At 66.2% G+C, this 23379-nt stretch carries 21 protein-coding genes, 1 tRNA gene and 1 CRISPR repeat array; of the genes, 15 read left to right on the top strand and 7 right to left on the bottom strand.

Annotated elements, in window-relative coordinates:
• Positions 1–185: 185 nt before the first annotated feature.
• A complete protein-coding gene (locus tag Ssi02_RS17190; protein ID WP_307825694.1) occupies positions 186–830 on the bottom strand; it encodes a TetR/AcrR family transcriptional regulator in 645 nt (214 codons plus the stop codon).
• A gap of 228 nt (positions 831–1058) precedes the next feature.
• On the opposite strand from Ssi02_RS17190, the gene Ssi02_RS17185 reads away from it, so the two are divergent.
• From Ssi02_RS17185 to Ssi02_RS17160, 6 genes are all read left to right on the top strand, one after another.
• Positions 1059–1781: an NAD(P)-dependent oxidoreductase gene (locus tag Ssi02_RS17185; RefSeq protein ID WP_239128984.1), complete on the top strand. Its 723-nt coding sequence runs from the start codon at positions 1059–1061 to the stop codon at positions 1779–1781.
• Positions 1782–2235: 454 nt separating this feature from the next.
• A CRISPR array of direct repeats spans positions 2236–2508; the repeat unit is 29 nt; unit sequence GGAGCATCCCCGCGTGTGCGGGGCCGACC.
• Between the two features lie 554 nt (positions 2509–3062).
• Positions 3063–3482, top strand: a complete 420-nt coding sequence (locus Ssi02_RS17180) for a hypothetical protein (protein ID WP_204026576.1) — start codon at positions 3063–3065, stop codon at positions 3480–3482.
• A gap of 2 nt (positions 3483–3484) precedes the next feature.
• Positions 3485–3709, top strand: a complete 225-nt coding sequence (locus tag Ssi02_RS17175) for a helix-turn-helix transcriptional regulator (protein ID WP_204026574.1) — start codon at positions 3485–3487, stop codon at positions 3707–3709.
• Between the two features lie 97 nt (positions 3710–3806).
• Positions 3807–4496 carry a DUF4386 domain-containing protein gene (locus tag Ssi02_RS17170; protein WP_204026573.1) on the top strand — a complete coding sequence of 230 codons (690 nt, stop codon included), beginning with the start codon at positions 3807–3809 and terminating at the stop codon, positions 4494–4496.
• Positions 4497–4653: 157 nt separating this feature from the next.
• Entirely contained in the window at positions 4654–5616 is a 963-nt protein-coding gene (locus Ssi02_RS17165) for an NAD(P)-dependent alcohol dehydrogenase (protein WP_204026572.1), read from the top strand.
• 873 nt (positions 5617–6489) lie between these two features.
• Positions 6490–7392 (top strand): 4-(cytidine 5'-diphospho)-2-C-methyl-D-erythritol kinase, encoded by a 903-nt coding sequence (locus Ssi02_RS17160; protein ID WP_204026571.1) that lies wholly within the window; start codon positions 6490–6492, stop codon positions 7390–7392.
• 166 nt (positions 7393–7558) lie between these two features.
• Here the strand turns inward: Ssi02_RS17160 and Ssi02_RS17155 are convergent, their stop codons facing one another.
• Complete coding sequence (locus Ssi02_RS17155) at positions 7559–7897, bottom strand: DUF3817 domain-containing protein (RefSeq protein WP_204026570.1); 339 nt, start codon at positions 7895–7897, stop codon at positions 7559–7561.
• Positions 7898–8164: 267 nt separating this feature from the next.
• Here Ssi02_RS17155 and Ssi02_RS17150 point away from each other — a divergent pair, with 267 nt between their 5' ends.
• Complete coding sequence (locus tag Ssi02_RS17150) at positions 8165–9967, top strand: ABC-F family ATP-binding cassette domain-containing protein (RefSeq protein ID WP_204026569.1); 1803 nt, start codon at positions 8165–8167, stop codon at positions 9965–9967.
• Between the two features lie 114 nt (positions 9968–10081).
• Complete coding sequence (locus Ssi02_RS17145) at positions 10082–10498, top strand: PPOX class F420-dependent oxidoreductase (RefSeq protein ID WP_204026568.1); 417 nt, start codon at positions 10082–10084, stop codon at positions 10496–10498.
• Positions 10499–10516: 18 nt separating this feature from the next.
• On the opposite strand, the gene Ssi02_RS17140 is transcribed toward Ssi02_RS17145, so the two are convergent.
• Positions 10517–11038: a MarR family winged helix-turn-helix transcriptional regulator gene (locus Ssi02_RS17140; protein WP_239128983.1), complete on the bottom strand. Its 522-nt coding sequence runs from the start codon at positions 11036–11038 to the stop codon at positions 10517–10519.
• A gap of 62 nt (positions 11039–11100) precedes the next feature.
• Here Ssi02_RS17140 and Ssi02_RS17135 point away from each other — a divergent pair, with 62 nt between their 5' ends.
• Positions 11101–11880 carry a trans-aconitate 2-methyltransferase gene (locus tag Ssi02_RS17135; RefSeq protein WP_239128982.1) on the top strand — a complete coding sequence of 260 codons (780 nt, stop codon included), beginning with the start codon at positions 11101–11103 and terminating at the stop codon, positions 11878–11880.
• 86 nt (positions 11881–11966) lie between these two features.
• Positions 11967–13463 (top strand): CYTH and CHAD domain-containing protein, encoded by a 1497-nt coding sequence (locus Ssi02_RS17130; RefSeq protein ID WP_204026565.1) that lies wholly within the window; start codon positions 11967–11969, stop codon positions 13461–13463.
• Between the two features lie 13 nt (positions 13464–13476).
• Here Ssi02_RS17130 and Ssi02_RS17125 read toward each other — a convergent pair whose 3' ends face one another.
• The 4 genes from Ssi02_RS17125 to Ssi02_RS17110 all read right to left on the bottom strand — a co-directional run bounded on the left by Ssi02_RS17125 (position 13477) and on the right by Ssi02_RS17110 (position 18611).
• Complete coding sequence (locus Ssi02_RS17125) at positions 13477–14403, bottom strand: NUDIX hydrolase (RefSeq protein WP_204026564.1); 927 nt, start codon at positions 14401–14403, stop codon at positions 13477–13479.
• Positions 14393–16483, bottom strand: a complete 2091-nt coding sequence (locus Ssi02_RS17120) for an RNA degradosome polyphosphate kinase (protein WP_204026563.1) — start codon at positions 16481–16483, stop codon at positions 14393–14395. Before Ssi02_RS17120 ends, Ssi02_RS17125 begins: the two co-directional genes overlap by 11 nt.
• 129 nt (positions 16484–16612) lie before the next feature.
• Positions 16613–17602, bottom strand: coding sequence for a TetR/AcrR family transcriptional regulator (locus Ssi02_RS17115; protein ID WP_373870156.1), 990 nt, complete (start codon positions 17600–17602; stop codon positions 16613–16615).
• Between the two features lie 61 nt (positions 17603–17663).
• A complete protein-coding gene (locus Ssi02_RS17110; RefSeq protein WP_204026562.1) occupies positions 17664–18611 on the bottom strand; it encodes an acyl-CoA desaturase in 948 nt (315 codons plus the stop codon).
• Between the two features lie 247 nt (positions 18612–18858).
• Here Ssi02_RS17110 and Ssi02_RS17105 point away from each other — a divergent pair.
• The 5 genes from Ssi02_RS17105 to pth all read left to right on the top strand — a co-directional run bounded on the left by Ssi02_RS17105 (position 18859) and on the right by pth (position 23344).
• Positions 18859–18930: transfer RNA gene (locus Ssi02_RS17105), tRNA-Gln, on the top strand.
• Between the two features lie 366 nt (positions 18931–19296).
• Positions 19297–20766 carry a bifunctional UDP-N-acetylglucosamine diphosphorylase/glucosamine-1-phosphate N-acetyltransferase GlmU gene (glmU, locus tag Ssi02_RS17100; RefSeq protein WP_204026561.1) on the top strand — a complete coding sequence of 490 codons (1470 nt, stop codon included), beginning with the start codon at positions 19297–19299 and terminating at the stop codon, positions 20764–20766.
• 11 nt (positions 20767–20777) lie between these two features.
• On the top strand, positions 20778–21755 hold the full coding sequence (locus Ssi02_RS17095) for a ribose-phosphate diphosphokinase (RefSeq protein WP_204026560.1): 978 nt from the start codon (positions 20778–20780) through the stop codon (positions 21753–21755).
• Positions 21756–21852: 97 nt separating this feature from the next.
• On the top strand, positions 21853–22473 hold the full coding sequence (locus Ssi02_RS17090) for a 50S ribosomal protein L25/general stress protein Ctc (RefSeq protein WP_204026559.1): 621 nt from the start codon (positions 21853–21855) through the stop codon (positions 22471–22473).
• Positions 22474–22747: 274 nt separating this feature from the next.
• Positions 22748–23344: an aminoacyl-tRNA hydrolase gene (gene pth, locus Ssi02_RS17085; protein ID WP_204026557.1), complete on the top strand. Its 597-nt coding sequence runs from the start codon at positions 22748–22750 to the stop codon at positions 23342–23344.
• The last annotated feature ends 35 nt before the right edge of the window (positions 23345–23379 follow it).

Below are 23379 nucleotides of genomic sequence, written 5' to 3'. Positions count from 1 at the left end.
GGTACGCGTGGTCCGTAGGCATGAACTGGTTGGTGCGGTTTGGCAGCAGATGGAGCTGCTGCCACTCGCAAGGTCAGACGCAGGTGGCCCGGTGACCGGATCAGCGCACGATCCTCAACGGGGTCTTGGGGAAGCCGGCCACCGGTGTCCTGCGGAGCGGGTCGCCCTGTATTGGCCTGTTCGTTTCAGGCTGTGGGGTTTGGTGGGGGTGGGTTGCCTGGCGTGGGGAGCAGTCTTTCGAGGCCGTCGAGGATCAGGTCCAGTCCGAACAGGAACTCGTCCGCGTAGGCGAAGCCGGGTTGGAGGGCGTGGTTGATGATCATCTCGGCGAAGTGGGGGTAGAGGCCCTTGGGCAGCTGCTGGGCGATTGTTTCTGCCATGCCTTCGAGTTCTTCGGACGTCTCGAACGGGAGGTTCGACTCCTGCAGGACGAAGCCGTAGATGTAGCTGTCGAGGACGGAGAACGCGTGGGCGGCCATAGCGACTGAGAAGCCTCCGGTTCGGAGGCTGCCGATCACGGCGTCGTGGTGTTGCAACGTCAGGGGGCCGGGGTTGCTCCTGGACTCCATCAGGCCGAGCGCCCAGGTGTGGTGCGAGAGCACCTGGCGGGCGGAGATAGCGCGCTGGCGCATGGCGGTTTTCCAGTCGGCCTTGGTGGAGGGAAGGTCGATTTCACCGAAGACCAGGTCGACTATCCCGTCCATGATCTCGTCTTTGTTGGCGACGTGGTGGTAGAGCGACATGGCCTCGACCCCGAGGTGTTCGGCCACCTTGCGCATGGTGACCGAGGCGCTGCCTCTCTCGTCGGCCACGTGTATGGCGGCCTTCAAGATGCGCTCCCTGCTCAGCGAATTGCGAGGTGTTCGTTGCCGACTGGGGGGCGATGGCATGTGTGGTCTCCCGATGCTCCCAGACGTCTCCAACGCCCCGGGCTTGACTACCTTACGCCCGTAAGGATAGCGTCCGCCATATCTTACAAGTGTAAGAATGCGGCAGATCTCCGGGTGGCTGGCCGCCTTTGTTCAGGCGGCCCTGCGGCGGGGATGGAAGGAGGAGGCGTGGACGCACGCGAAGAGGCGGGGAGAGAAGGACGCTTGAAGGTCTGCATTGTCGGCGCCTCCGGGAAACTTGGGCGCTACATGATCCGGCACGCCTTGGACAGGGGTTACGAGGTGGTGGGCGTGTGCCGGGAGAAGAGCGTCGAGAAGCTGGATGAGTTCGCGGGGCGCATCACGGTAATGCCGGGTGCGACTGACGACCGTGAGGTCATCAGGCGTGCGGTCGCCGGGTGCGACGGGGTGCTCACGGTGCTGGTTCCCTGGGGCATGCGCGGCTACTCAAGCGGAACGGCGCAAGCGGTGATGGACTACGCGCCCAAGGGAGCACGGCTGATCTTCTCGTGCGGGTGGCACATCAAGCGCGACGAACAGGACGTATACGGACTCAAGGTCCTGATCATGGCCAAGGTCGTCGGCTGGCTTGCCCGGCTCGCTCGTGTGATAGACCTCAACGACCAGGTGGAGGCATGTCGTCGCGTGTTCGCCAGCGACACCCGCTGGACCGTCGTGCGCGGTAGCGACCTGGAGGAGGGCGAGAGCGAGGGGCTGCCGGTGTGGAGCCGCCACGTCGGCGACCCGATCCTGAAGAGCAACCGCACCCGGCGAGTGGACTACGCACTGTTCATGGTGGAAGCACTCGTCAACGACGAACTGATCCACGAGGCGCCGGCGATCGTCGGCTGCCAAACACCTTCGGCGCTCGCCCACGCCCAACGGGCCTGACCTCAGCACGGTTTCGATTCGTGACGGGCGAGCATGGCCCGGCCCCGCGAGTGCGGGGCCAGCCCCTGGAGGTCACAGTGGAGCGCCCCAGGGTGGCATCCCCGCGCATGCGGGGCCGATCTGCACAAGCCGGTCGCGGCGACGATCTACGCAGGGACATCCCCGCATGTGCGGGGCCGACATCATCGACGTCGCGATGCCGCAACGTCGTCCAAGAAACATCCCGCGTTTGCGGGCTAACTCCGCGCTCGCCTGGTCGCGGATCTCCTCTTCAGGAACATCCCCGCATGCGCGGGGCCGACCCCCAGATCAGGGGCGGCCTACAGGCTGCGCGCCGGAACAAGAACACCTCGCGTGAACGCGGCCGACGTGCAGCGTGCGCATCACTTTGGGGCCAGCCCGGGAACATTGCCGCCTGCGCAGGGCTGACCTGGCGCTGCCAGCGCTGCTGCGGGGAACATCACCTCGTGTGCGGGGCCGACGGTGAGGATGCGGGGGAGCGGCATTACGGCGTGGGAGCATCCCCGCGTGTGCGGGGCCGACCCGCTATTCGAGAGCTGCGGGAAGAGACGTGCCGGAGCATCCCCGCGTGTGCGGGGCCGACCGTGGTGTGGGTGAGGACCCAGCACGTCATGACGGAGCATCCCCGCGTGTGCGGGGCCGACAAGGATGCGGCGGTGTTGAAGGTGGCGGTGGAGGGAGCATCCCCGCGTGTGCGGGGCCGACACTTGTTCACCTGCACCTTTGTGGAGCCGCTGACCTGTTTTCATTCGGTTGCTCAGTGGAGGGTCGGTCCGCGCGGGTGCTTGTTGCTATGCCGGTCGGTTCTGGGAAGCGGTCACCATATCGGCTGCGGTCGGCGTGTGTGTTTCTGGCTGGTGCTGTGTTCATTGTGGCTGGTGTTCGTGGTCTGGTCAGTTCGGTGGCCGCGATGTTGGTGGTGGTCAGTGTCCTTGGGGTGGCGGGCGCCAAGGTGGTTGCGATGTGCGTGGTCTTGGTTGGTGTGGGGGTTGCTGTGTTCGTTGGGGCTGTTGTCTGTGGTCTTGGTTGGTGTGGTGGCGGTGATGTTGGCCATGGTTGCTGTGCGCGCGGCGTTGGTTGTCTGTTGGTTGTGGTTGGTGACCGTGCGCCCCTGGTTGGGGTGGTGTGTGGCCGGCGTTGGGTGGGCGTTCTTGGGGCCGTAGAGTGCGTGGGAGCGTTGGGGGAGGTATAGAAAACTTGACATGGCGTCAGCTTCGTTTTACGTTCCTCCGTGTCGGGTATTTTTGACATAGGAGTGGCATGTCGTACGAGGAGAGGGGTAAGTGGATCTACCTTGTGGTGATCCTCGTTACCTATGGGGCGTACGTTGTCGTCATTCTCGGGCATGCGCAGGGTGGTTCGCTGGCCGAGGTGGCCTATGTGGCGCCGATGTTGTGGTCTATTGGTATCTCCATCGTTCTGTCGATCATTGGGCGCATCGTGATCGAGATCGCCAAGCCCAGTGAGTCGCACAAGGTCGACGTTCGTGACAGGGAGATCGATCGGTTCGGGGAGTACGTCGGTGGCACTGTGCTGGGCATCGCCATGGTGGTGCCGCTGGGCTTGGCCATGATGGAGGCCGACTACTTCTGGATCGCGAACGCGATCTACGCGGCGTTCGTTGTTGCGGCGCTCACCGGTGCCTGTCTGAAGCTTGTCGCCTATCGGCGGGGTATGTAGGCATGGGTAAGCCCACCAAGGTCGTGAACCGGATCCGTGCTCTGCGGTTTGCTCACGGCGAGATGACTCAGGCCGAGCTCGCCAGGCTTGTCGGCGTCACGCGGCAGACCATCATCGCCGTCGAGCAGGGCCGCTATTCGCCCTCTCTTGAGATGGCTTTTCAGATCGCCCGCGTGTTCAAGGTGCCACTCGACGACGTCTTCCAATATTCCGACGCCGAGGGCTAGAGCTCACATCGACATCCCTGGGTTGTGAGGAGGTGTTTCCTCATGGCCTTCCACAGCGCGCCCGAAATTAGGGGAAAGCATGAGTTCAGCTAAGCGTGTGGCCAGACTTGCCGGAGTCTTCTACCTCATCGTGGCCCTCTGTGGGATCTTCGCGCATATGTATGCCCGTGCCACCATTCGTGTGCCGGGTGACGCCGCTGCCACTACCGAGAACATCGTGGCGAACGCGACGCTCTTCCGGCTCGCTTTCGTGGCCGATCTGATCACTGCCACCAGTTCCGTCCTTGTGGCGATGACGCTCTTCCGGCTCTTCAAGCACGTCAACAAGGATGTCGCAGCGGCGATGGTGGTCTTTATGGCCATCGGTACGGGGATGATCCTGGTTAACCTGATCTTCCACTTCGCCGCGCTGCTCGTCGCCACCAATGCTTCCTACGCCGCCCCGCACGGTGGTGGGTCCGATGCCTTGGTCCTGCTCCTGGTGGACATGCATGACTATGGGTACGCGATCGGCGGGATCATGTTCGGTCTGTGGTTGTTGCCGATGGGATACCTCGCCTACACCTCGGGCATGTTCCCGCGTGCTCTGGGGGTCGTGTTGATGGTCGCGTGCTTCGGCTATCTGATCGACACCTTGGCGAGCTTTCTCCTGCCGGATCTCGGGGAGGTCTTCTCTCAGATCGTCACCGCGCCGGTCGCTGTCGCCGAACTGTGGATGGTCGGCTATCTGCTTGTTATCGGTGTGAGAAAGACCGCGTCCGTGCGTTCTGCGCCGATCGGCGCGTGAACCTGCGGCCTCGCTGACAGCGGGGCCGCGCTTCCCAGTCGACAGCCGGCTTGCGGCAGCCGCGTCAGATGAATGACGACGTCCGGGCCGTCGGCGAATCCATGGAACCAACCGGGAATCCATTGCTTACCTCGGTCCGACGAACGGGACGGCGCATATGAAGGCGATGATGTTCACGCAGTACGGCTCTCCGGATGTTCTCGCGCTCCGGGAGGTGGCGAAACCGGTTCCGCGGGATCATGATGTGCTCATCAAAGTGCGCGCGACGTCGGTGACGTCGGCGGAGTGCAACATGCGGAGGGGAAAGCCGCTCTGGGGGCGGATCGTTCTCGGCCTCGGCAGACCGCGAAAGCGCATGCGGACTCTTGGGCTTGAGATCGCCGGCGAGATCGAGTCGGTGGGTAAGGACGTGCGGCGGTTTAGCGGCGGCGATCAGGTTTTTGGGTTCACCGGGTTCAATCTCGGCGGTTGTGCCGAGTATGTGTGCATGCCTGAGAAGGGGTCGCTGGCGCTGAAGCCTGTCAATCTGACCTATGAGGAGGCGGCTGCCGTCGTCGACGGGGCATCGACGGCGCTGTTCTTCCTGAAGGGGAAGGCGAATCTCAGGCGCGGGCAGAAAGTGCTGGTCAACGGTGCTTCGGGGAGCATCGGCACTTATGCGGTGCAGCTCGCCGAGCACTTCGGGGCGGAGGTGACCGGGGTGTGCAGCGCCAGGAACGTCGAACTGGTCAGGTCGCTGGGGGCCGACAAGGTGATCGACTACAACAAAGAGGACTTCACTAAGAACGGCGAAGCCTACGACGTCGTCTTCGACACCGTGAACAAGAGTTCGTTCTCCCGGTGTAAGGCGTCCTTGACGAGGCGTGGATGCTATCTTCCGACGTCCGGTCTAATGAACAACCTGCTGATGTTGTGGACATCGATAACCGGGGGGCCGCGGGTGCTAACCGGAATGTCGGTTGAGAAGAATGAAGCGCTGGTCTTCCTCAAAGAGCTTATCGAAGGCGACGGGCTCAAGGTCATCATAGATCAGCGCTATCGGCTGGAGCAGGCCGCCGACGCTCATCGCTATGTTGACGGCGGCCACAAGATTGGAAATGTCGTAATAGTGTTGGACTAAGGTACGGGGGCGGTGGATTCCGGGAGCTTCGGGGGCGGAGATGTTTCTCGCGATGTGCGTCAGGGCATTCTGCGGCATGCGGTAAAAACTCTTCGTTCCGGTGGCCCGCTCGCTCTCCTGCTCGGGGAAGGTTGCGCTGCGTGTTGTCGGCCGTCGGCACCTGGAGGGGCCAGGAGCCGAGGTCGCACGTGGGACGCCGCTCTATCGATGGTCCTGGGCAGACGCGATGTGTGGGGCTCCGCCGTACCGCCTCGCGCCAACCGGTCCAAGGAAGGCAGTGGCGTGGCCCGGGTGTCGCGGAGGTTCAACTGCCGGCCACTGCTCGGCAGGGCTTGGGGTGGAGGTTCTGCGGTGCCGGACGAGCTTTCCGTTGCCTCGCCGGCGACCGGTGGCTGCCGTGAGATCAGGTCGACGATTGCTGTGCCGTACGAGGTCGACACCCCCGAGGGAGCACTCGGTGTCCTAGGTAGGCCGAAGTGCGGGCTATGGCGGGGGGATGTTTGGTGCGGCCGGATGAGGGAGAGGTTGGGGTTTCGGAGTATCCGGTGATTTTTGTCGACTTGGGAGTCGTAACTGCCATGGGGCGCGTCTTCAGCTCGGATACGGCTGGTGTCTGATAGTGGTCAGAGGGTCCTGGAAGCGCTTCTCGCGAAGGGGGAGCGACGGAGCCCAGCCGGGGCCGGTTCCCACGAGGGCGGTAGCACCTGGTCGGACCCGCCTCTCGGGACAGCCGAGGCCAGGATGGGGGCGCTTTGCTTCTCCGGGGGTGCGCGGTCAGGATGTTCTCCGCGGTTGATGATCGGGGGTCCGAGCCATCACGCGGTTTGATGAGGCGCACGCGAACGAGGACTAGTGAGAAGTGGTGAAGGTCCGATGACGTCGGTGAAGGTCCGGGTTCCGGCCAAGGTCAACGTTCAGCTGTCGGTCGGGCCGTTGCGGGATGACGGCTACCACGACCTGGTCAACGTGTTCCACGCCGTGTCGATCTTTGACGAGGTGATCGCGGAAGAGGCGGACACGGTGACGGTCCGGGTTGAGGGGGAGGCCGTCGATCAGGTTCCGCTGGACGACGACAACCTGGCGGTTCGGGCGGCTCGTCTGCTGGCGGGGCGGGCGGGGGTGACCCGGGGGGTGAGTCTTCGTATTCGTAAGACCATCCCGGTGGCGGGTGGCATGGCGGGTGGTAGTGCCGACGCGGCGGCGGCGCTGGTGGCCTGCAATCAGTTGTGGGGGGTTCATCTGCCGCCTGCCGATCTCATGGAGCTTGGGGCAGAGATCGGGAGCGACGTGCCGTTTGCCCTTCTGGGGGGTACGGCGGTCGGGACCGGCCGGGGGGAGCAGCTCAGGCCGGTTGAGGTGGGGGGAGCGTTCCAGTGGGTGTTCGCGCTGGCCGACGGCGGGCTTTCCACGGCTCGGGTCTATGCCGAGTGTGATCGCCTGCGTCAGGCGACCGGCGCGAAGGTCGGCTGGCCGGAGGTGAACGAGAGGCTGCTCGCGGCCCTGCGCACCGGCGATCCGAAGGCTCTCGGTCCCGAGTTGGCCAACGATCTCCAGCCTGCGGCGATCATGCTGCGCAGCCGTCTGGTTCGCACCTTGGACGCCGGCCGGGAAAGGGGCGCTCTTGGGGCGATCGTCTCCGGATCCGGTCCTACGTGTGCGTTTCTGGTCGAGTCCAAGGAGCAGGCCACTGACTTGGCGGTGTTCCTCCGCGGGTCGGGCGTCGCCCGGTCGGTGGTGACCGCGGAGGGGCCTGTGGCGGGGGCTGTGATTGTTTAAAGCCGCTAAGCGGGGCCGGGTCCGCTCCTGAGGCACCCTGCCGGAGTGGCTGCGCGGTCAGGTCGGCGATATGGCGATAAAGGCGGACAAACCGCCGCATGATCTCCGGGAATCTGGCTGATACCGAGGACCATGGGGCGGATAGTCCGTCACATGCGATCTCAGGTCAGCGCGCCGCGGGGGTGGGCGAGGCGGCGGCGGTCGCGGGTGCGGTGGCGTGGTAGCGCTTGAAGGCCCGGCGCTCGAACCAGATGGAGGTGAACGGCGGGATCGCGGCGACAAGGCCGAGAACGATCGTGCCTGTGCGCCACTTGGCCACGCGGGCGGCGGCGAACACCCCGATGACGTAGGCCACGAAGAGCGCCCCGTGGACCGGGCCGAAGATCTTAACCCCGATGTCGTTGAAGACGACGATGTACTTGAAGAACATGCCGATGAGCAGACCCGCCCACGAGCATGCCTCGGCGATGGCGAGGTAACGGAACACACGCAAGGCGGTAGGCACGCAAGCACCCCTTTCACCGGAAACTTGAATCCGCCCATACCTTATGGGGCCCAACGACCGGTCTGGAGTTCGGCAGCGGGTTGAGGAGTCGTCCCTGCCGGCCGGGCGAGCGGCGGTAGCTGGGCTGCTGTCGGAAGATGGAGGCGCCGCCGGGAGTGTTCTTTTCGTTGGTTACGCGCAGGGTGGGCTGGTTATCCGGGGACGGCGGGGGAGCGTGGGATAAGAGGCTGAGTTTCCACAGGCGGGGGCCGGTAGGCTGATCTGGCGATGAACCTTGTCAATCTGGAGTCTGTCTCCCATTCCTATGGGCCGAAGCCGTTGCTCGCCGGGGTCTCCCTCGGCATCGTGGCGGGGGAGCGCATTGGTGTCGTCGGCCGCAACGGCGGTGGCAAGACCACGCTGATCTCGCTGGTCGCGGGGGCCATGAGGCCCGATAGCGGGCGGGTCACCCACAACCGCGGGCTTCGGGTCGGTTTCCTGGCTCAGCGTGACATGCTCGACCCGGCTTCCGCCGTACGCGAGATCGTGCTGGGCGATCGGGCCGAGCACGAGTGGGCCGGGGATCAGGCGGTGCGTGAGATCCTCGCCAACCTGCTCGGGGACATCGATCTATCCGCACGGGCGAGTGATCTGTCGGGTGGGGAGAGGCGGCGTACGGCTCTCGCCAAGTTGCTGATCGACGAGCACGACCTGATCGTGCTCGACGAGCCGACGAACCACCTGGACATCGAGGCGATCGCCTGGCTGGCCGCGCATTTGGCGTCGAGGAAGTCGGCGTTGCTGGTCGTGACGCACGATCGGTGGTTCCTGGACGCGGTGTCGACGCGCACCTGGGAGGTCGTGGACGGCCGGGTCGAGCGATATGACGGGGGTTATGCGGCTTACGTCCTGGCGAAGGCGGAGCGGGAGCGGATCGCCGCCGCGACCGAGGAGCGGCGGCAGAACCTCATGCGCAAAGAGATCGCGTGGCTGCGGAGAGGTCCGCCCGCGCGCACGAGCAAGCCGAAGTTCCGCATCGACGCGGCGCAGGCGCTCATCGCCAACGAGCCGCCGGCCCGTGACACCGTCGAGCTGGTGAAGTTCGCCTCGGCGCGGCTGGGCCGCACTGTCTACGACCTTGAGGACGTGACGCTGCACGCCGGTGGCCCGGGTGAGGGGCCGCTGGTTCTCGATCGGTGCACGTGGCAGTTCGGGCCCGGTGACCGGATCGGTCTGATCGGGGTGAACGGGTCCGGCAAGTCGTCGGTGTTGCGGCTTCTGTCGGGCACGGTGCGCCATGACGGCGGGCGGCTGGTCGAAGGGAAGACCGTACGGCTCGCGCACCTGTCGCAGGAGCTTACGGAGCTTGACCCGGGCCGGCGGGTGCTGGAAGCCGTTGAGGAGATCCGGAAATACGTCAAGGTCGGCAAGCGGGAGTGGACGGCTTCGCAGCTTCTCGAACGGCTGGGCTTCCGGGGCGAGGCGCAGTGGAAGGTGATCGGTGATCTTTCCGGAGGTGAGCGCAGGCGCCTGCAGTTCCTCCGTCTGATCATGGATGAGCCCAATGTGCTGCTGCTCGACGAGCCCACCAACGACCTGGACATCGAGACGCTCAATGAACTTGAGGACCTGCTCGACGGGTGGCCGGGCATGCTTGTGCTGGTGAGTCACGACCGCTACTTCCTTGAGCGGGTCGCGGACCGTTGTGTGGCCCTGCTGGGCGACGGGAAGTTGTCCTTCCTGCCCGGCGGGGTGGACGAATACCTCGAGCGCCGCTCTCAGGGGACGGCTGTGTCGGCACGGGGCGGTGCGCCGGATACCACTGCGAAGGACACCCCTCCGAAGGACACGGCGCCCACGCCGGCCATGTCCGCCAAGGAGGAGCGTGAGCTGCGTAAGGAGATGTCCCGTCTGGAGCGGCAGCTCGACAAGGTGAGCGAGCGTGAGTCGTCCATTCACACGAAGATGTCCGAGACCGGCAGCGACTACACGAAGCTGGCCGCTCTGGACGCCGAGTTGAAGCAACTCGCGGCGGACAAGGACACGATCGAGGCCGACTGGATGGAGATCGCGAGCCGGCTGGGTGAGTGACGGTGCCCCTGCCTCCCCGGGTGATGGCCGAGGAGGCAGGGCCAGGTGTAGATATGCGTGGTCGGCGTTCGTGTAAGGGGTAAGGATCCCGTTGCACGGATAAGGAGCAGCCGCATGTCGTTCACCGATGAGGAGATCGCCTATCTGCGTTCACAGCCCGTCGCGAGGCTCGCGACGGTCGGTGCCGGTGGGCAGCCCGATGTGGTCCCGGTGGCGTTCGAGTTCGACGGGACGTACTTCTGGGTCGGCGGTGGCGGGCGGAGTGTGCTGAACACCCGCAAGATCCGCAACGTCCGATCAGGGCACCACCAGGTCGCGCTGGTCGTCGACGACATGCTGTCGTTCGAGCCGTTCGTCGCCAGGGGTGTTCGGGTGTACGGCAGAGCCGAGGGACCGATCGAACGGATGGGTATGGTCGGGCCGGGGTTCTATCTCCGCATCAAACCCACCGTGTCATGGAGCTGGAACATGGCAGGTGATCCTGTGGGTGAGACCTGGTATGAGGCCAGACACGCCCTTCACACGCCCTAGCCCGCCTGCGGCAGGGGGTCAGGAATCGAACGGCGTGAGAAGCGTGCGCAGCAGGTCGGCCAGAGTTTTCCGGTCGGAGACGCCGAGGCCGGCGAGCAGATCGCGCTCACGGCGGAGGAGGTCGGCGAAGGCGGCGTCGACCTGGGTGAGGCCCTTGTCGGTGAGGGAGACGAGGACGCCGCGCCGGTCCTCGGGGTCGGGGCGGCGGCGCACGAGGCCGGCGGCGGTGAGGCGGTCGATGCGGTTGGTCATGGTGCCGGAGGTGACGAGGGTGGCGCGTAGCAGCGCACCCGGGCTGAGCTCGTATGGTTTGCCGGATCTGCGTAGCGCGGTGAGAACGTCGAACTCCCAGTTCTCCAGGCCGTGTTCGGCGAATGCGGCGCGGCGCGCGCGGTCGAGGTGTTTGGCCAATCGGGAGACACGGCTGAGCACCTGAAGTGGGGCGATGTCGAGATCGGGGCGTTCGATTCGCCAGGACGCGACGAGCCGGTCGACCTCGTCCTGAGCTGCGCTGGGAGTCGGCTGGTCAGCGTCGTGCACCGTCATTCCGCCAAGTGTACTGTCTTGACATCGAGATACTTGAATTGATATCAACTATCTTGATGTCAAGAGATCTGTGGAATCCTCAGACATATCACCAGTTCAGAGAAGAGCGTGCCCGCCCATTCCATGAGCTGATCAGTCGAATACGTCTAGACAATCCTAACCATGTAGTAGACGTCGGCTGTGGCACAGGAGAGTCGACGGCACAGCTCGCGGAGCGGTGGCCGGACGCGGTGGTGCGCGGGTTCGATTCCTCCGAGGCGATGATCGCCAAGGCTCGCGAGCTGCACACAAGCGCGGAATTCGAGGTGCTCGACCTTCGCCTGTGGCGTGCCGACCGGCCGGTGGACGTTCTTGTCTCCAACGCGGTGCTCCACTGGGTGCCCGAGCACCCCGAGCTGCTGCCGGCCTGGGTGGAGTCGCTCGCGCCCGAGGGGGTGCTGGCGTTCCAGGTGCCGGGCAACTTCCATGAGCCGAGTCACACGCTGATCCGCGGGCTGTGCCGTACGGCATGGCGCCACAGACTGGGCGATCTCGCCCGCGAGGACGCGCCTGTGCTGAGCCCGGGAGGTTATCTCGCGGTGCTCGCCGATCTCGGGTGTGAGGTGGACGCCTGGGAGACGACGTACGTGCACGTGCTGCGCGGTGAGGACGCGGTGGTGCGCTGGCTCTCGGGAACCACTCTGCGGCCGATGCTCGGCCGTCTGGAGGGCGAGGAGCGCACACGCTTCCTGGCCGACTGCGCGCGGGTATTGGGCGAGGCGTATCCGGCTCGGCCGTACGGCACGCCGTTCAGGTTTCGCCGGGTCTTCGTGGTGGCCCGGCGCACATCGCTCTGAGGCGGCTAAAAGTGCAATTGCCGTGTTGAATGCAGGGTAGGGGCATATCTGGACGGACCCAGTGAAGTCGCGACTGCGAGGTGGCCATGGCGATCGAGATCGAGGACAAGTTCGACGTACCCCTGACCTACAAGCTCCCTGATCTGACCGGCATATCGGCCGAGGTCGCGGGTCCCACGTCGCATGAACTTGTCGCGATCTACTTCGACACGCCTGATCTGCGGCTGGCCGCCCGCGGGGTCACGCTGCGGCGGCGCAGGGGCGGCGAGGACGCCGGCTGGCACCTGAAACTGCCGAAGGCGAAAGGCGCCCGCGTCGAGATCGCCTACCCGCTTACACGCAGCGCCAAGGTCGTGCCCCTGGAACTGGTGGAACTGGTGCGCGCCTACACACGAGGCGCGGTTCTCCAGCCCGTCGCCGAGTTGAGGACGCGCCGCACGGCCATACGTTTCGTGGACGGCGAGGGCACATCGCTCGCGGAGGTGGCCGACGATCGGGTGAAGGGCACCGTGTTCGGCGACGAACCCTACGTCGACCGCTGGCGCGAGGTCGAGGTGGAGCTGCTCGGCGGCGACGGGACACTGCTCAACCGGATCGGCCGCAAGATCCGCAAAGCCGGCGCCGAGCCGGCGGGCGCGGCCAACAAGCTGCGGCGGCTGCTCGACGCGAGCCCCTCGGGCACGCTCCTGAAGGAGCGGCTCGCCCCGGACGAGGGATCCGCGGGCGGGGTGGTGGTCGCCTACCTGGCGTCGCAGCTCACCGCGCTGCTGGCCCAGGATCCGCGAGTGCGCCGGGCCGAGGACGACGCCGTGCACCAGATGCGGGTCGCCGCCCGCAGGTCGCGCAGTGCGTTCAAGGCGTTCCGCACGATGCTCGGCGACACCACAGCACTTCAGGATGAACTTAAGTGGCTCGGCACCGTTCTCGGTGAAGTGCGTGACCTTGAGGTGATCCGGGCGAGGTTCGCCAAGCGCCTCAAGACGCTGCCACCGGAACTGGTGGTGGGTCCGGTGGAGAGCCGCCTGGGCTCGGATCTCGAACAGCGGGAGCTCGCCGGCTATGAGCACATCCGCGAGGCCCTGTCGGGTGACCGCTACTTCGCCCTGCTCGACGCCTTCGACGGGCTGCTGGCCGAACCTCCGCTGACCGACAAGGCGTCCCGCTCCGCCGACAAGGCGCTGACCGCCGTCGCGGTGAAGGGCTGGCGGCGCGTGGAGCGGAAGTACGGCGAAGCACGGGCGGCCGAGGACCCGGAGCAGCGCGAGGTGCTCATGCACGATGTGCGCAAGGCCGCCAAGCGTGCGCGCTATACGGCCGAGGCGCTCTCGCCGGTGCTCGGCGGCACGCTGCCGGAGCTGGCCAAGCGGGCTGAGGCCGTACAGGACATCCTGGGGCTGCACCAGGACGGGGTCGTGGCGCAAGAGGTGCTTGAGAAGGAGGCACGGGCGGCTCGTGAGGCCGGGGAGGACACGTTCACCTACGGGGTGCTGACCGGGATCGAGCGGGAGGTCGCCGATCGGGCGCACAAGGACTTTCCACGGGTGTGGGAGGAGACGGTGGGCGTGGTGTCGGGGCTCCTCTAACGGGCGCCGCGGATCACCTGCCCGCCGCGGTGTGCCTTTCCACGCTGACGATCGACCCCCCGCTCCGGTGCAGTACGGCGAACGCCCCTTTCGCCAGCTCCGTGTCGTTCACGTTGCCGCCTTGGCGCCGCTCGGCCAGTCCGCCGATCAGGTCGGGCAGCACCTTGCCGTGTCCGCAGACCACGGCGGGGGTGCCGGTGTCGAAGAGGTTCAGCACCCGGTCGAGGGTGCGGGCGCGGTCGTAGCACTCCTCCAGCAGCAGATCGTCGAGGTGGATCTCCAGCTCGTGCCGCCGGGCGTAGGGCTGGAGGGTCTGCACACATCGCATGGTCGGCGAACTGACCAGTGACAGAGGGAGGAACCCGGTCAGCGCGTCGGCGATGATCTCGGCCTGGTGGCGGCCATTGCTGTCGAGCGGCCGGAGCGAGTCCTCTTGATGCCATTCGGCCCGTGTTCCGGCTGTGGCGTGCCTCAGCAGCACGAAAGGGGTGGTGATGAGCGGCGCCGAGGTCATCTCGCGGAGAAGGCCCGGATCCCACTCATACGTCAGCCGCCGGGCCGCCTCGCGCAAGGGCAGCCACACGATGTCGTCGACCTCGTCCCCGGGCTCGAACCCCCCGCCCGAGCCCGTGCCGTCGAGGATGGGGCGCGCGACCCAGTAGTCGACCCGCTTCAGCCGCGGCCCCTTCAGGTAGTGCACGGGCGTGAGGGGACGGCCGAGGCGTACGGCGATGCCCGTCTCCTCGGCCACTTCCCGCAGCGCGGCGGCGACGACGTGTTCACCCGGTTTGACCTTGCCCTTGGGGAATGTCCAGTCGTCATACCTCGGACGGTGAACCAGCGCCACCTCGGGGTCGCCGGGGTCGCCGCGCCAGATCACGGCACCCGCCGCACGTAAAAGCAGGCCGGGCGCGTTGCCCGGCCCACTGTCAATCGTCATCGATCGTCCTCCATCTCCGGGTGCCGATCAGGTGGCTGTGCACATTGAGATACCGTTCTCCGCCCGGACCTTGGTTGTGGCGGACCCACTCGCCGTCCGAATCGAGCCACCACGTGCTGGTGGTGTCGGCCATGGCGAGGTCGAACAGATCGCTGAGGTAGTCGCGGTGGTTCTGGTCGGTCACCTTGACGAGTGCCTCGACCCGGCGGTCCAGGTTGCGGCGCATGAGGTCGGCGCTGCCGATCCAGATCTCCGCGCGGCGGCCGACGCCGAACTCGTAGATGCGCGAGTGTTCGAGGAACCTTCCGAGGACACTGCGCACCCTGATGTTCTCCGAGAGATCGGGAATGCCGGGGCGGAGGGTGCAGATGCCCCGCACCCAGAGATCGACCTGCACACCCGCGCGTGAGGCCCGGTAGAGGGCATCGATGATCTGTTCGTCCACACACGAGTTGGTCTTGATGCGGATCCGGGCGGAGCGGCCGGCCTTCTGCTGGTTGATCTCGCGCTGGATGCGGGCGAGGATCCCCTCGCGCAGGGAGTGCGGGGCGACCAGCAGCCGCCGGTAGGCGGAGTGGTTGGAATATCCGGTCAGGTGGATGAAGAGATCGGTCACGTCCTCGCCGACCAGCGGGTCGGCGGTGAGCACGCCGAAGTCCTCGTAGAGCCGGGCGGTCTTGGGGTTGTAGTTGCCCGTGCCGATGTGGCAATAGGAGCGCAGTTCGCCGGACGACTCCTGACGCACCACAAGGGCCAGCTTGCAGTGGGTTTTGAGACCCACCATGCCGTAGACCACGTGGCAGCCCGCACGCTCCAGTTTGCGGGCCCAGGAGATGTTGGCGTGCTCGTCGAACCTCGCCTTGATCTCGACGACCACGACGACCTGTTTCCCCGCCTCTGCGGCGTCGATCAACGCGTCGACGATGGGGGACTCGCCGCTGGTGCGGTAGAGGGTCTGCTTGATCGCGAGCACGCTGGGGTCGGCGGCGGCCTGCTCGATGAACCTCTGCACGCTCGTGGCGAAGGAGTCGTACGGGTGGTGCACCAGCACGTCCCGTTCGCGGAGAACGGTGAAGATGTCATCGTCGGCGTGGATCGTTTCGGACGGCACGTACGGGCGGTAACTCAGTTCCCCGCGGTCCAGATCGGCGATCGCGTGGAGCCCGGTGAGGTCGAGGGGGCCGGGCAGTTTGTAGATCTCGTGGGGGGCCACGCCGAGCTCGTCCACCAGGAGGTCCAGCACCTCCGGGGTGATCGTGTCCTCCACCTCAAGCCGGACCGGCGGACCGAAGCGGCGGCGCAGAAGCTCGCGTTCGAGGGCCTGCATGAGGTTTTCGGTCACGTCCTCGTCCACGTCGAGATCCTCGTTGCGCGTCACCCGGAAGACGTGGTGCTGGACGATGTCCATGCCCTTGAAGAGCTGGGAGAGGTGGGCGGCGATGACATCCTCAAGGGGGACGAACCGCTCCTTGGCCGCGGCGACGAACCGGGGCAGCAGCGACGGCACCTTGACCCGGGCGAAGACGGTGTGCGACGTGGCCGGGTTGCGGACGAGGACCGCGAGGTTGAGGGAGAGGCCGGAGATGTAGGGGAAGGGGTGGGATGGGTCGACCGCCAGGGGAGTGAGGACGGGCCGGATGCGCTCCCTGAACAGCTTGCGTAGTTCGGTGCGTTCGTCCCGGTCGAGCTCCTCCCATCGGACGATCTCGATGCCTTCTTCGGCCAGTTGGGGGAGGATCCGTTCGTGGAACTGGGTGGAGTGCCGCTGGGCTAGATCGTCGGCGAGCGCTGCTATGCGGGCCAGCTCTTCACGTGGCTTCATGCCGCTCTTGGTGCGCAAGAGCAGGCCGGTGGCCATCCGGCGTTTGAGCCCCGCGACCCTCACCCGGAAGAACTCATCCAGGTTGCTGGCGAAGATCGCGAGAAACCGCACCCGCTCCAACAGCGGGAGGGACGGGTCTTCGGCCAGCTCAAGCACTCGTTGGTTGAACTTGAGCCAGCTCTCCTCCCGGTTGAGAAATCGATCTTGCGGTAGGGGGAGATCGACTCCTTGCTCAGGTCGTGCGAGTTCGGCGGACATATGACCAGAATGCCCGCCTTGATGGAATGTAGCGTTAACTAGGGCTCAACGGGCCGGGTAGTTTACCGAGTATTTTTCAACCGTTCGTGTGTCCGATCCTCGCTACTGGCCCGTAGTTGATGTGAGTGGTCACGCCTGAGGGTCGGTCTTGGGCTGGGTTTGCTCGGCCAGGCGGGCCTGACGCTCCGCCAGCCGGGCCTCGCGGGCTCGCAGCTTCTCCTCGCGTTTCTCCTGCTCGCGAAGGAGTTTCTCCTGCTCCTTGAGCTCCCGCTCGCGTGCCCTCTCCTGCTCCTTGAGCGCCTTCTCCTGCTCGCGAAGCTCGCGCTCCCTGGCCTTGCCCTGCTCGCGCAGAAGCCGTTCCTGCTCCTTCCGCTCGCGCTCACGGGCCTTCTCCAGCTCGCGGAGGTGGCGCTCGCGCGCCTTCTCCTTCTCCCGCAGCTCTTTTTCCGTCGGCCGGGGAAGTGGCTGTCTCAGCGGCGTTGAGGCGCTTGAGAGGTAGGCGGCCGGAGTGAGGCCGGGCGCCGGGTCCAGCCCGGTCAGGCCGTTCCAGGCGAGGTTCACGAGGTGGGCGGCGACCTCCTCGCGCCCCGGCCTGCGGACCTCCAGCCACCACTGGCCGGTGAGGGCGACCATGCCGACCAGCATCTGCGCGTACATGGGCGCGCGTTTGGGGTCGTAGCCCCGGCCGGCGAACTCGTCGGCCAGCACGTCCTCGACCTGGCTCGCGATGTCGCTGAGCAGGCTCGCGAAGGTGCCGGTGTCGGTCGCGGTGTGGGAGTCGCGGACCAGGATGCGGAACCCGTCGCTGTTCTCCTCGATGTAGCGCAGGAGGGCCAGAGCGGCCCGCTCGAGCTTGACCAGGGCGGGCGAGGCCGCGAGGGCCTCGGTGACCAGGCTGAGCAGGCGCTGCATCTCGCGGTCCACGACGACCGCGTAGACACCTTCCTTGCCGCCGAAGTGTTCGTAGACGACGGGCTTGGACACCATCGCGACGGCGGCGATCTCCTCGATGGAGGTGCCGTCGAACCCCTTCTCCGCGAAGAGCGCCCGGCTCACCTCGATGAGCTGCTCTCGCCGTTCCTTGGCGGACATACGCTTACGCGAACGGGGTTCGGTCACAGTCCCCATAATGGCGGTACCCGCCATAGAGGCGGGAACCGTTCCACTTGTGCTGCTTTGATCACCCAACGCGCTTCGCCGCCAGGCGCTCTGGTGTCGGCCACCGCACATCGGTGGCCCACCCGGCTTGCTCGAACCACCGGATCACGCGGGCGCTGGGGTCGATCTGCCCCTTCAGCGCGCCGTGCCGGGCGCAGGTCGGGTCGGAGTGGTGCAGGTTGTGCCAGGACTCGCCGAAGGACGGGATGGCCAGCCACCACACGTTGCGCGACTTGTCACGCACTTCGAAGGCCTCGTCGCCGAAGACGTGGCAGATGGAGTTGATCGACCAGGTCACGTGGTGCAGCATCGCGATGCGGACCAGGCTGCCCCAGAAGAAGGCCGTGAGCGCTCCCTCGATCGACCAGGTGAAGAGCCCGCCGAGCACGGCGGGGGCGGCGAGGGAGGCGAAGACCAGCCACTTGAAAGAGTGGTGGATCTTGACGATGTCCGGGTCGTTCAGCAGGTCGCGGGCATAGCGCGTGCGATTGGTGCGCTCGCTGGAGAACAGCCAGCCGACGTGGGCGAAGAAGAGGCCCTTGGTGAGAGCCTTCCAGTCGTTGCCGAAACGCCATGGCGAGTGCGGGTCGCCCTCCTTGTCGGAGTACTTGTGGTGGCGGCGGTGCGTGGCCACCCAGTCGATGACGCCCATTTCGAGCGACATGCTGCCGGCGACGGCCATCACGATCTTCAGAGGGCGGTTGGCCTTGAAGGAGCCGTGAGTGAAGTAGCGGTGGAATCCCACCGTCACGCCCAGGCCGGTGAAGATATAGAAGATCCCGCCGATGATCACGTCCGACCAGCCGAGGAAACTCCCCCAGGCCATGGGGATGGCCGCGAGCAGAGCCAGGAAGGGCAGGACGACGAACACGACCAGGAGGACGCGTTCGAAGTTGCTCTTCGGCTCAGGTTCGATCTCAGGCTGTGGGCCAGGGGTGGTGGAACCCTCGCGGTCTGTGGCGATGGTCATGGGCTACCTCGCGTGGTGAATGGTGTGATTGTCCGAGCTACGCAACCGTAACTTACGACAGCGTAAGTTCTGAATCGGCATGCCGCGAATGTGGAGAAGATGACGCTGAGTGGTGGATCCCGTGGTGGTTCCATGCCTTGCGGCGCGCCGAAGGCATCTGCTACGGCCGAAATCAAGGCGCACAGGACGATCGCGGGTCGGTAAGGTGAGGGGGTGACGCCGTCCGGAGAGCGCTTCCGGATGTCGATCCCGGATCGTCTAATTGGCAGGACAACGGGTTTTGGTCCCGTTTGTAGGGGTTCGAGTCCTCTTCCGGGAGCTCATGCAGATGGCAGGGGTGTCGCGCCCGGAGCGTTGGTCTCCGTTCAGCCGCCCGTGTGCCTGAGTCGCACCGGCTCCGCAGTGCTCCGGGGAAGGCGCGGCCCACTCGTCGGCTGTGCCACACTCTCATCGCTTGTCGGCGGCACCGTTTGCCGCACGCTCCCGCCCTCCACGCTGCGGTTTCTCCGGCGAGGCCGGGCTTTCGGGGATCTTCCCTACTACTCGGGCCGGGCACTGGTTTCCACTTCGAGGCAGCCAGGTATCCTCACGATGTCGGGAGGGTTGCGGTGTGCGGGCCAAGGCTGTGGCCGTGACACATCCTGACCAGCCTTCACATCCGCGACGCCGAGGGAGCCAGACGTCCGTGAGTGTGCCGCGCCCGGCCGCAGTCATCGTCCTTGCCGCTGGTGAGGGCAGCAGGATGAAGTCGAAGACCCCGAAGGTCCTCCACGAACTCTGTGGACGTGCCCTCGTCGACCACGTTTTGACCGCCGCCAGAGGCCTCGATCCCGGGCGCCTCCTCGTGGTCGTCGGCCATGAGCGTGAGCGGGTGCGCGCGCACCTCGCCGGCTCCAGCCCCGACGTGGAAACCGTTGTGCAGGAGGAGCAGAGGGGCACGGGCCACGCGGTCCGCATCGTGCTCGAACAGGCCGGGCCGCTCGGCTCCAAGCCCGCGGAGGCGGGGGTCGGCCGCACCGTCCTCGTGACATACGGTGACACCCCGCTGCTGACCGCCGAGACCCTGGCGGCGCTGCTGCGCATGCACGAGACCGATGGCAACGCGGTCACCGTGCTGACGGCGGTGGTGCCCGACCCCACGGGTTACGGAAGGATCATCCGCGACACCACCGGCGCCGTGCTGGAGATCGTCGAGGAGAAGGACGCCACGCCGAGCCAGCGGGCCGTGCGGGAGATGAACTCCGGCACCTACGCCTTCGACGGCGCGCTTCTCGCCGACGCGGTGAAGCGGGTGTCGACCGACAACGCCCAAGGTGAGGAATATCTCACCGACGTGCTCTCCATCCTGCGCGGCGACGGGCACCGGGTCGGGGCGTGCGTCGCCGACGACTACGTCGACGTCGAGGGCGTCAACGACCGTGTCCAGCTCGCCTTCGCGCGGGGAGTGCTCAACTCCCGCCTGCTGGAGCGCCACATGAGAGACGGGGTCACTGTCGTCGATCCCTCGAGCACCTGGGTCGACGTCGGGGTGACCCTTGAGCCCGACGTCGTGATCCACCCCGGCACCCAGCTCCACGGCCGCACCTCCGTCGCCTCCGGCGCGGAGATCGGCCCCGCCACCACGCTCACCGACACCGAGGTGGGCATGGGAGCGATCGTTCGCAACACCGTCGCCGACGGGGCGGTCATCGGCCCCGAGGCGGCAGTCGGTCCCTACTCATACCTGCGTCCCGGCACCGTCCTCGGCCGTAAGGCCAAGGCCGGGGCATATGTTGAAATGAAGAATGCGCAGGTCGGAGAGGGATCCAAGGTTCCCCACCTGACATATGTCGGCGATGCCACCATCGGCGTCGGCGCGAACATCGGCGCTTCAACGATCTTCGTCAACTACGACGGAGTCGAGAAGCACCACACGACTGTGGGCGATCACGCCTTCGTCGGGTGCGACACCATGCTGGTCGCGCCCGTGACGATCGGCGACGGCGCCTACACGGCGGCGGGCTCGACGATCACCGACGAGGTTCCTCCGGGAGCGATCGGGGTTGCCCGCGGCCGGCAGCGCAACATCGAAGGGTGGGTGACCCGCAGACGCGCGGGCACCGCCTCGGCCGAGGCCGCGCTGAAGGCGCGGGCTGAACAGGTCGAAGAGCAATAGGGGAGCACCGCGTGAATGCCAAGCAGAAGGTCAGTCAGAGAAAACTCATGTTCTTCTCGGGACGGGCGTATCCCGAGTTGGCGGAGGAGGTGGCGAGCAACCTCAGCATTGACACTACGCCCACCACACTCCGCGACTTCGCCAACGGCGAGATCTACGCCCGTTACCTTGAGTCGGTCCGCGGATGCGACGCCTTTGTGATCCAGAGCCACACGGCTCCCATCAATAAGTGGATCATGGAGCACCTCATCATGGTCGACGCGCTCAAGCGTGCGTCCGCCGACCGCATCACCGTGGTCATGCCGTTCTTCGGCTACTCCCGGCAGGACAAGAAGGGCAAGGGCCGCGAGCCGATCACCGCCCGGCTTATCGCCGACCTGTTCAAGCAGGCGGGCGCCGACCGGCTCATGTCGATCGACTTGCACACCTCGCAGATCCAGGGCTTCTTCGACGGCCCGGTGGACCACTTGTTCGCCATGCCGGTCCTGGTCAACTACCTCAAAGACAAGATCGACGCCTCGAACGCCATAGTGGTCTCGCCCGACACCGGCCGGGTGCGCCTCGCCGAGCGCTGGGCCGACACCCTCGGCACCCCGGTCGCGTTCATCCACAAGCGCCGCGATCTCGACGTGGCCAACCAGGTCAAGGTGCACGAGGTCGTCGGCAAGGTGCGGGGCCGCACCTGTGTGCTGATCGACGACATGATCGACACCGGTGGCTCCATTTGCAAGGCCGCCGACGCGCTCTACGAGCACGGCGCGACCAACGTCGTGGTGGCCGCCACGCACGCCGTCTTCTCCGACCCCGCGGTCGACCGCCTCAAGAACTCCAACATCTCCGAGGTGATCGTCACCAACACCCTGCCGATCCCGGGCGAGAAGCAGTTCGACAAGCTCACCGTGTTGTCGATCGCGCCGCTGATCGCGCGGGCCATCTCCGAGGTGTTCAACGACGGGTCGGTCACGAGCCTGTTCGAGGGGGACTCCTAGTCCGGTAGGCTTCGAGGGTTGTCCGCGCTCGTAACGCCTTCCGCTAGGGCGGGTGAGGGGGAGCGCGATCATCCTTAAGCCTCCCTAGGAGATGGCCATGGCCGAGGTCCGCATCAACGCCGAGCTGCGCAGTGAGTTCGGCAAGGGCGCCGCTCGCAAGATCCGCCGCGCCGACAAGGTGCCCGCTGTCCTTTACGGGCACGGCATCGAGCCCAAGCACCTGACGCTCCCCGGCCACGAGCTGCTGCTCGCGCTCCGCACGCCCAACGTGCTGATCCGCGTCGCCGGCAACGGTGTGGACGAGCTCGCGCTTCCCAAGGGTGTGCAGCGCGACCCGCTCAAGGGGTTCCTCGAGCACGTCGACCTGCTGCTCGTCAAGCGCGGTGAGAAGGTGACCGTCGAGATCCCGGTGACCGTGACCGGCGACGTGCACTCCGACGGTCTGCTCGACCAGCAGCTCGTCTCCGTGTCGGTCGAGGCCGAGGCCACCCACATCCCGCAGGGCGTCGAGGTCGACGTCGAGGGCCTTGAGGTCGGCACCGCGGTCACCGCCGGTGACCTCAAGCTGCCCAAGGGCGTGACCCTGCAGGCCGAGCCCGAGACCCTCGTGCTCCACGTCATCGCCAAGCCGACCGCCGAGCCGGTCGCCGAGGCCGAGGGTGTGGAGGCCGTCGAGGCTCCGGCCGCGGAGGCCGCTGCGGAGGAGTCCGCCGAATAGGTCGATCCTCGAACGGGGCGGCAGGTGGAGCTTCGGCCCGCCGGTCGCCCCTTCGGGCTTTAGAGCCCGCCCCCGGGTCGGCTTTAGAGCCCGTGCCTGGGTCGGCTTTAGAGGCGGCGTACCGGTCGGCTTTAGAGCTGGCGCGCGGGGTTCGCGGTGGTCCCGGGTGAGCGCCGCGCCGGGTCGTGCGGTAGAAGTCGTGCTGGAGGAAGCTCCGCCGTACCCCCACAAGCCGTGACCTTATAAGCGCCGTGACGCAGGAAAGCAGGGAGTCGTGGACCGCTGGCTGATCGTCGGACTGGGCAACCCGGGTGCCTCATATTCCGGCCACCGGCACAACGCCGGATTCATGGTGCTCGACGAGCTGGCCAAGAGGGCCGGCGCCGGTTTCAAGGTGCACAAGGCTCGCGCCGAGGTGCTGGAGGCGCGTGCCGCAGGGGTGCCCGCCGTGCTGGCCAAGCCGCTCACCTATATGAACCTCTCCGGCGGACCGGTCAAGGCGCTGGCGGATTTCTACAAGGTGCCCGCGGAGCGGGTCATCGTGGTGCACGACGAGCTGGACGTGGCTTACGGCGCGTTGCGCGCCAAGCTGGGCGGCGGCGACAACGGGCACAACGGGCTTAAGTCGATCAGCGCCTCGTTGTCCACCAAGGACTACCTGCGGGTGCGTTTCGGGATCGGCCGTCCTCCCGGCCGCATGGACCCGGCGAAGTTCGTGCTGCAGAACTTCGCGACCGCCGAGCGCAAGGACCTGCCCTTTCTGATCGACCGTGCGGCCGATGTGGTCGAGTCGCTGATCCAGCACGGGCTGCTGCCCACCCAGAACACGTTCCACGCGTCCGACCTTTTCGTGGCTCGCCCGCCCCGCTGACCTTACGGGGGCAACGGGTAAGGACGCGGGGAAAA

This window comes from Sinosporangium siamense, assembly GCF_016863435.1.
Classification (GTDB): domain Bacteria; phylum Actinomycetota; class Actinomycetes; order Streptosporangiales; family Streptosporangiaceae; genus Sinosporangium; species Sinosporangium siamense.
The sequence above is the reverse complement of the archived record's forward strand: the minus strand, read 5'-3'. Positions and strand labels throughout refer to the sequence as shown.

Bases quoted from the DNA above. Each gene is read 5' to 3' on its own strand.
- Ssi02_RS17180 (WP_204026576.1), top strand. From the start codon at position 3,063: ATGTCGTACGAGGAGAGGGGTAAGTGGATCTACCTTGTGGTGATCCTC.
- Ssi02_RS17175 (WP_204026574.1), top strand. From the start codon at position 3,485: ATGGGTAAGCCCACCAAGGTCGTGAACCGGATCCGTGCTCTGCGGTTT.
- Ssi02_RS17165 (WP_204026572.1), top strand. From the start codon at position 4,654: ATGAAGGCGATGATGTTCACGCAGTACGGCTCTCCGGATGTTCTCGCG.
- Ssi02_RS17160 (WP_204026571.1), top strand. From the start codon at position 6,490: ATGACGTCGGTGAAGGTCCGGGTTCCGGCCAAGGTCAACGTTCAGCTG.
- Ssi02_RS17150 (WP_204026569.1), top strand. From the start codon at position 8,165: ATGAACCTTGTCAATCTGGAGTCTGTCTCCCATTCCTATGGGCCGAAG.
- Ssi02_RS17145 (WP_204026568.1), top strand. From the start codon at position 10,082: ATGTCGTTCACCGATGAGGAGATCGCCTATCTGCGTTCACAGCCCGTC.
- Ssi02_RS17135 (WP_239128982.1), top strand. From the start codon at position 11,101: ATGTCAAGAGATCTGTGGAATCCTCAGACATATCACCAGTTCAGAGAA.
- Ssi02_RS17130 (WP_204026565.1), top strand. From the start codon at position 11,967: ATGGCGATCGAGATCGAGGACAAGTTCGACGTACCCCTGACCTACAAG.
- Ssi02_RS17125 (WP_204026564.1), bottom strand. From the start codon at position 14,403: ATGACGATTGACAGTGGGCCGGGCAACGCGCCCGGCCTGCTTTTACGT.
- Ssi02_RS17120 (WP_204026563.1), bottom strand. From the start codon at position 16,483: ATGTCCGCCGAACTCGCACGACCTGAGCAAGGAGTCGATCTCCCCCTA.
- Ssi02_RS17110 (WP_204026562.1), bottom strand. From the start codon at position 18,611: ATGACCATCGCCACAGACCGCGAGGGTTCCACCACCCCTGGCCCACAG.
- Ssi02_RS17090 (WP_204026559.1), top strand. From the start codon at position 21,853: ATGGCCGAGGTCCGCATCAACGCCGAGCTGCGCAGTGAGTTCGGCAAG.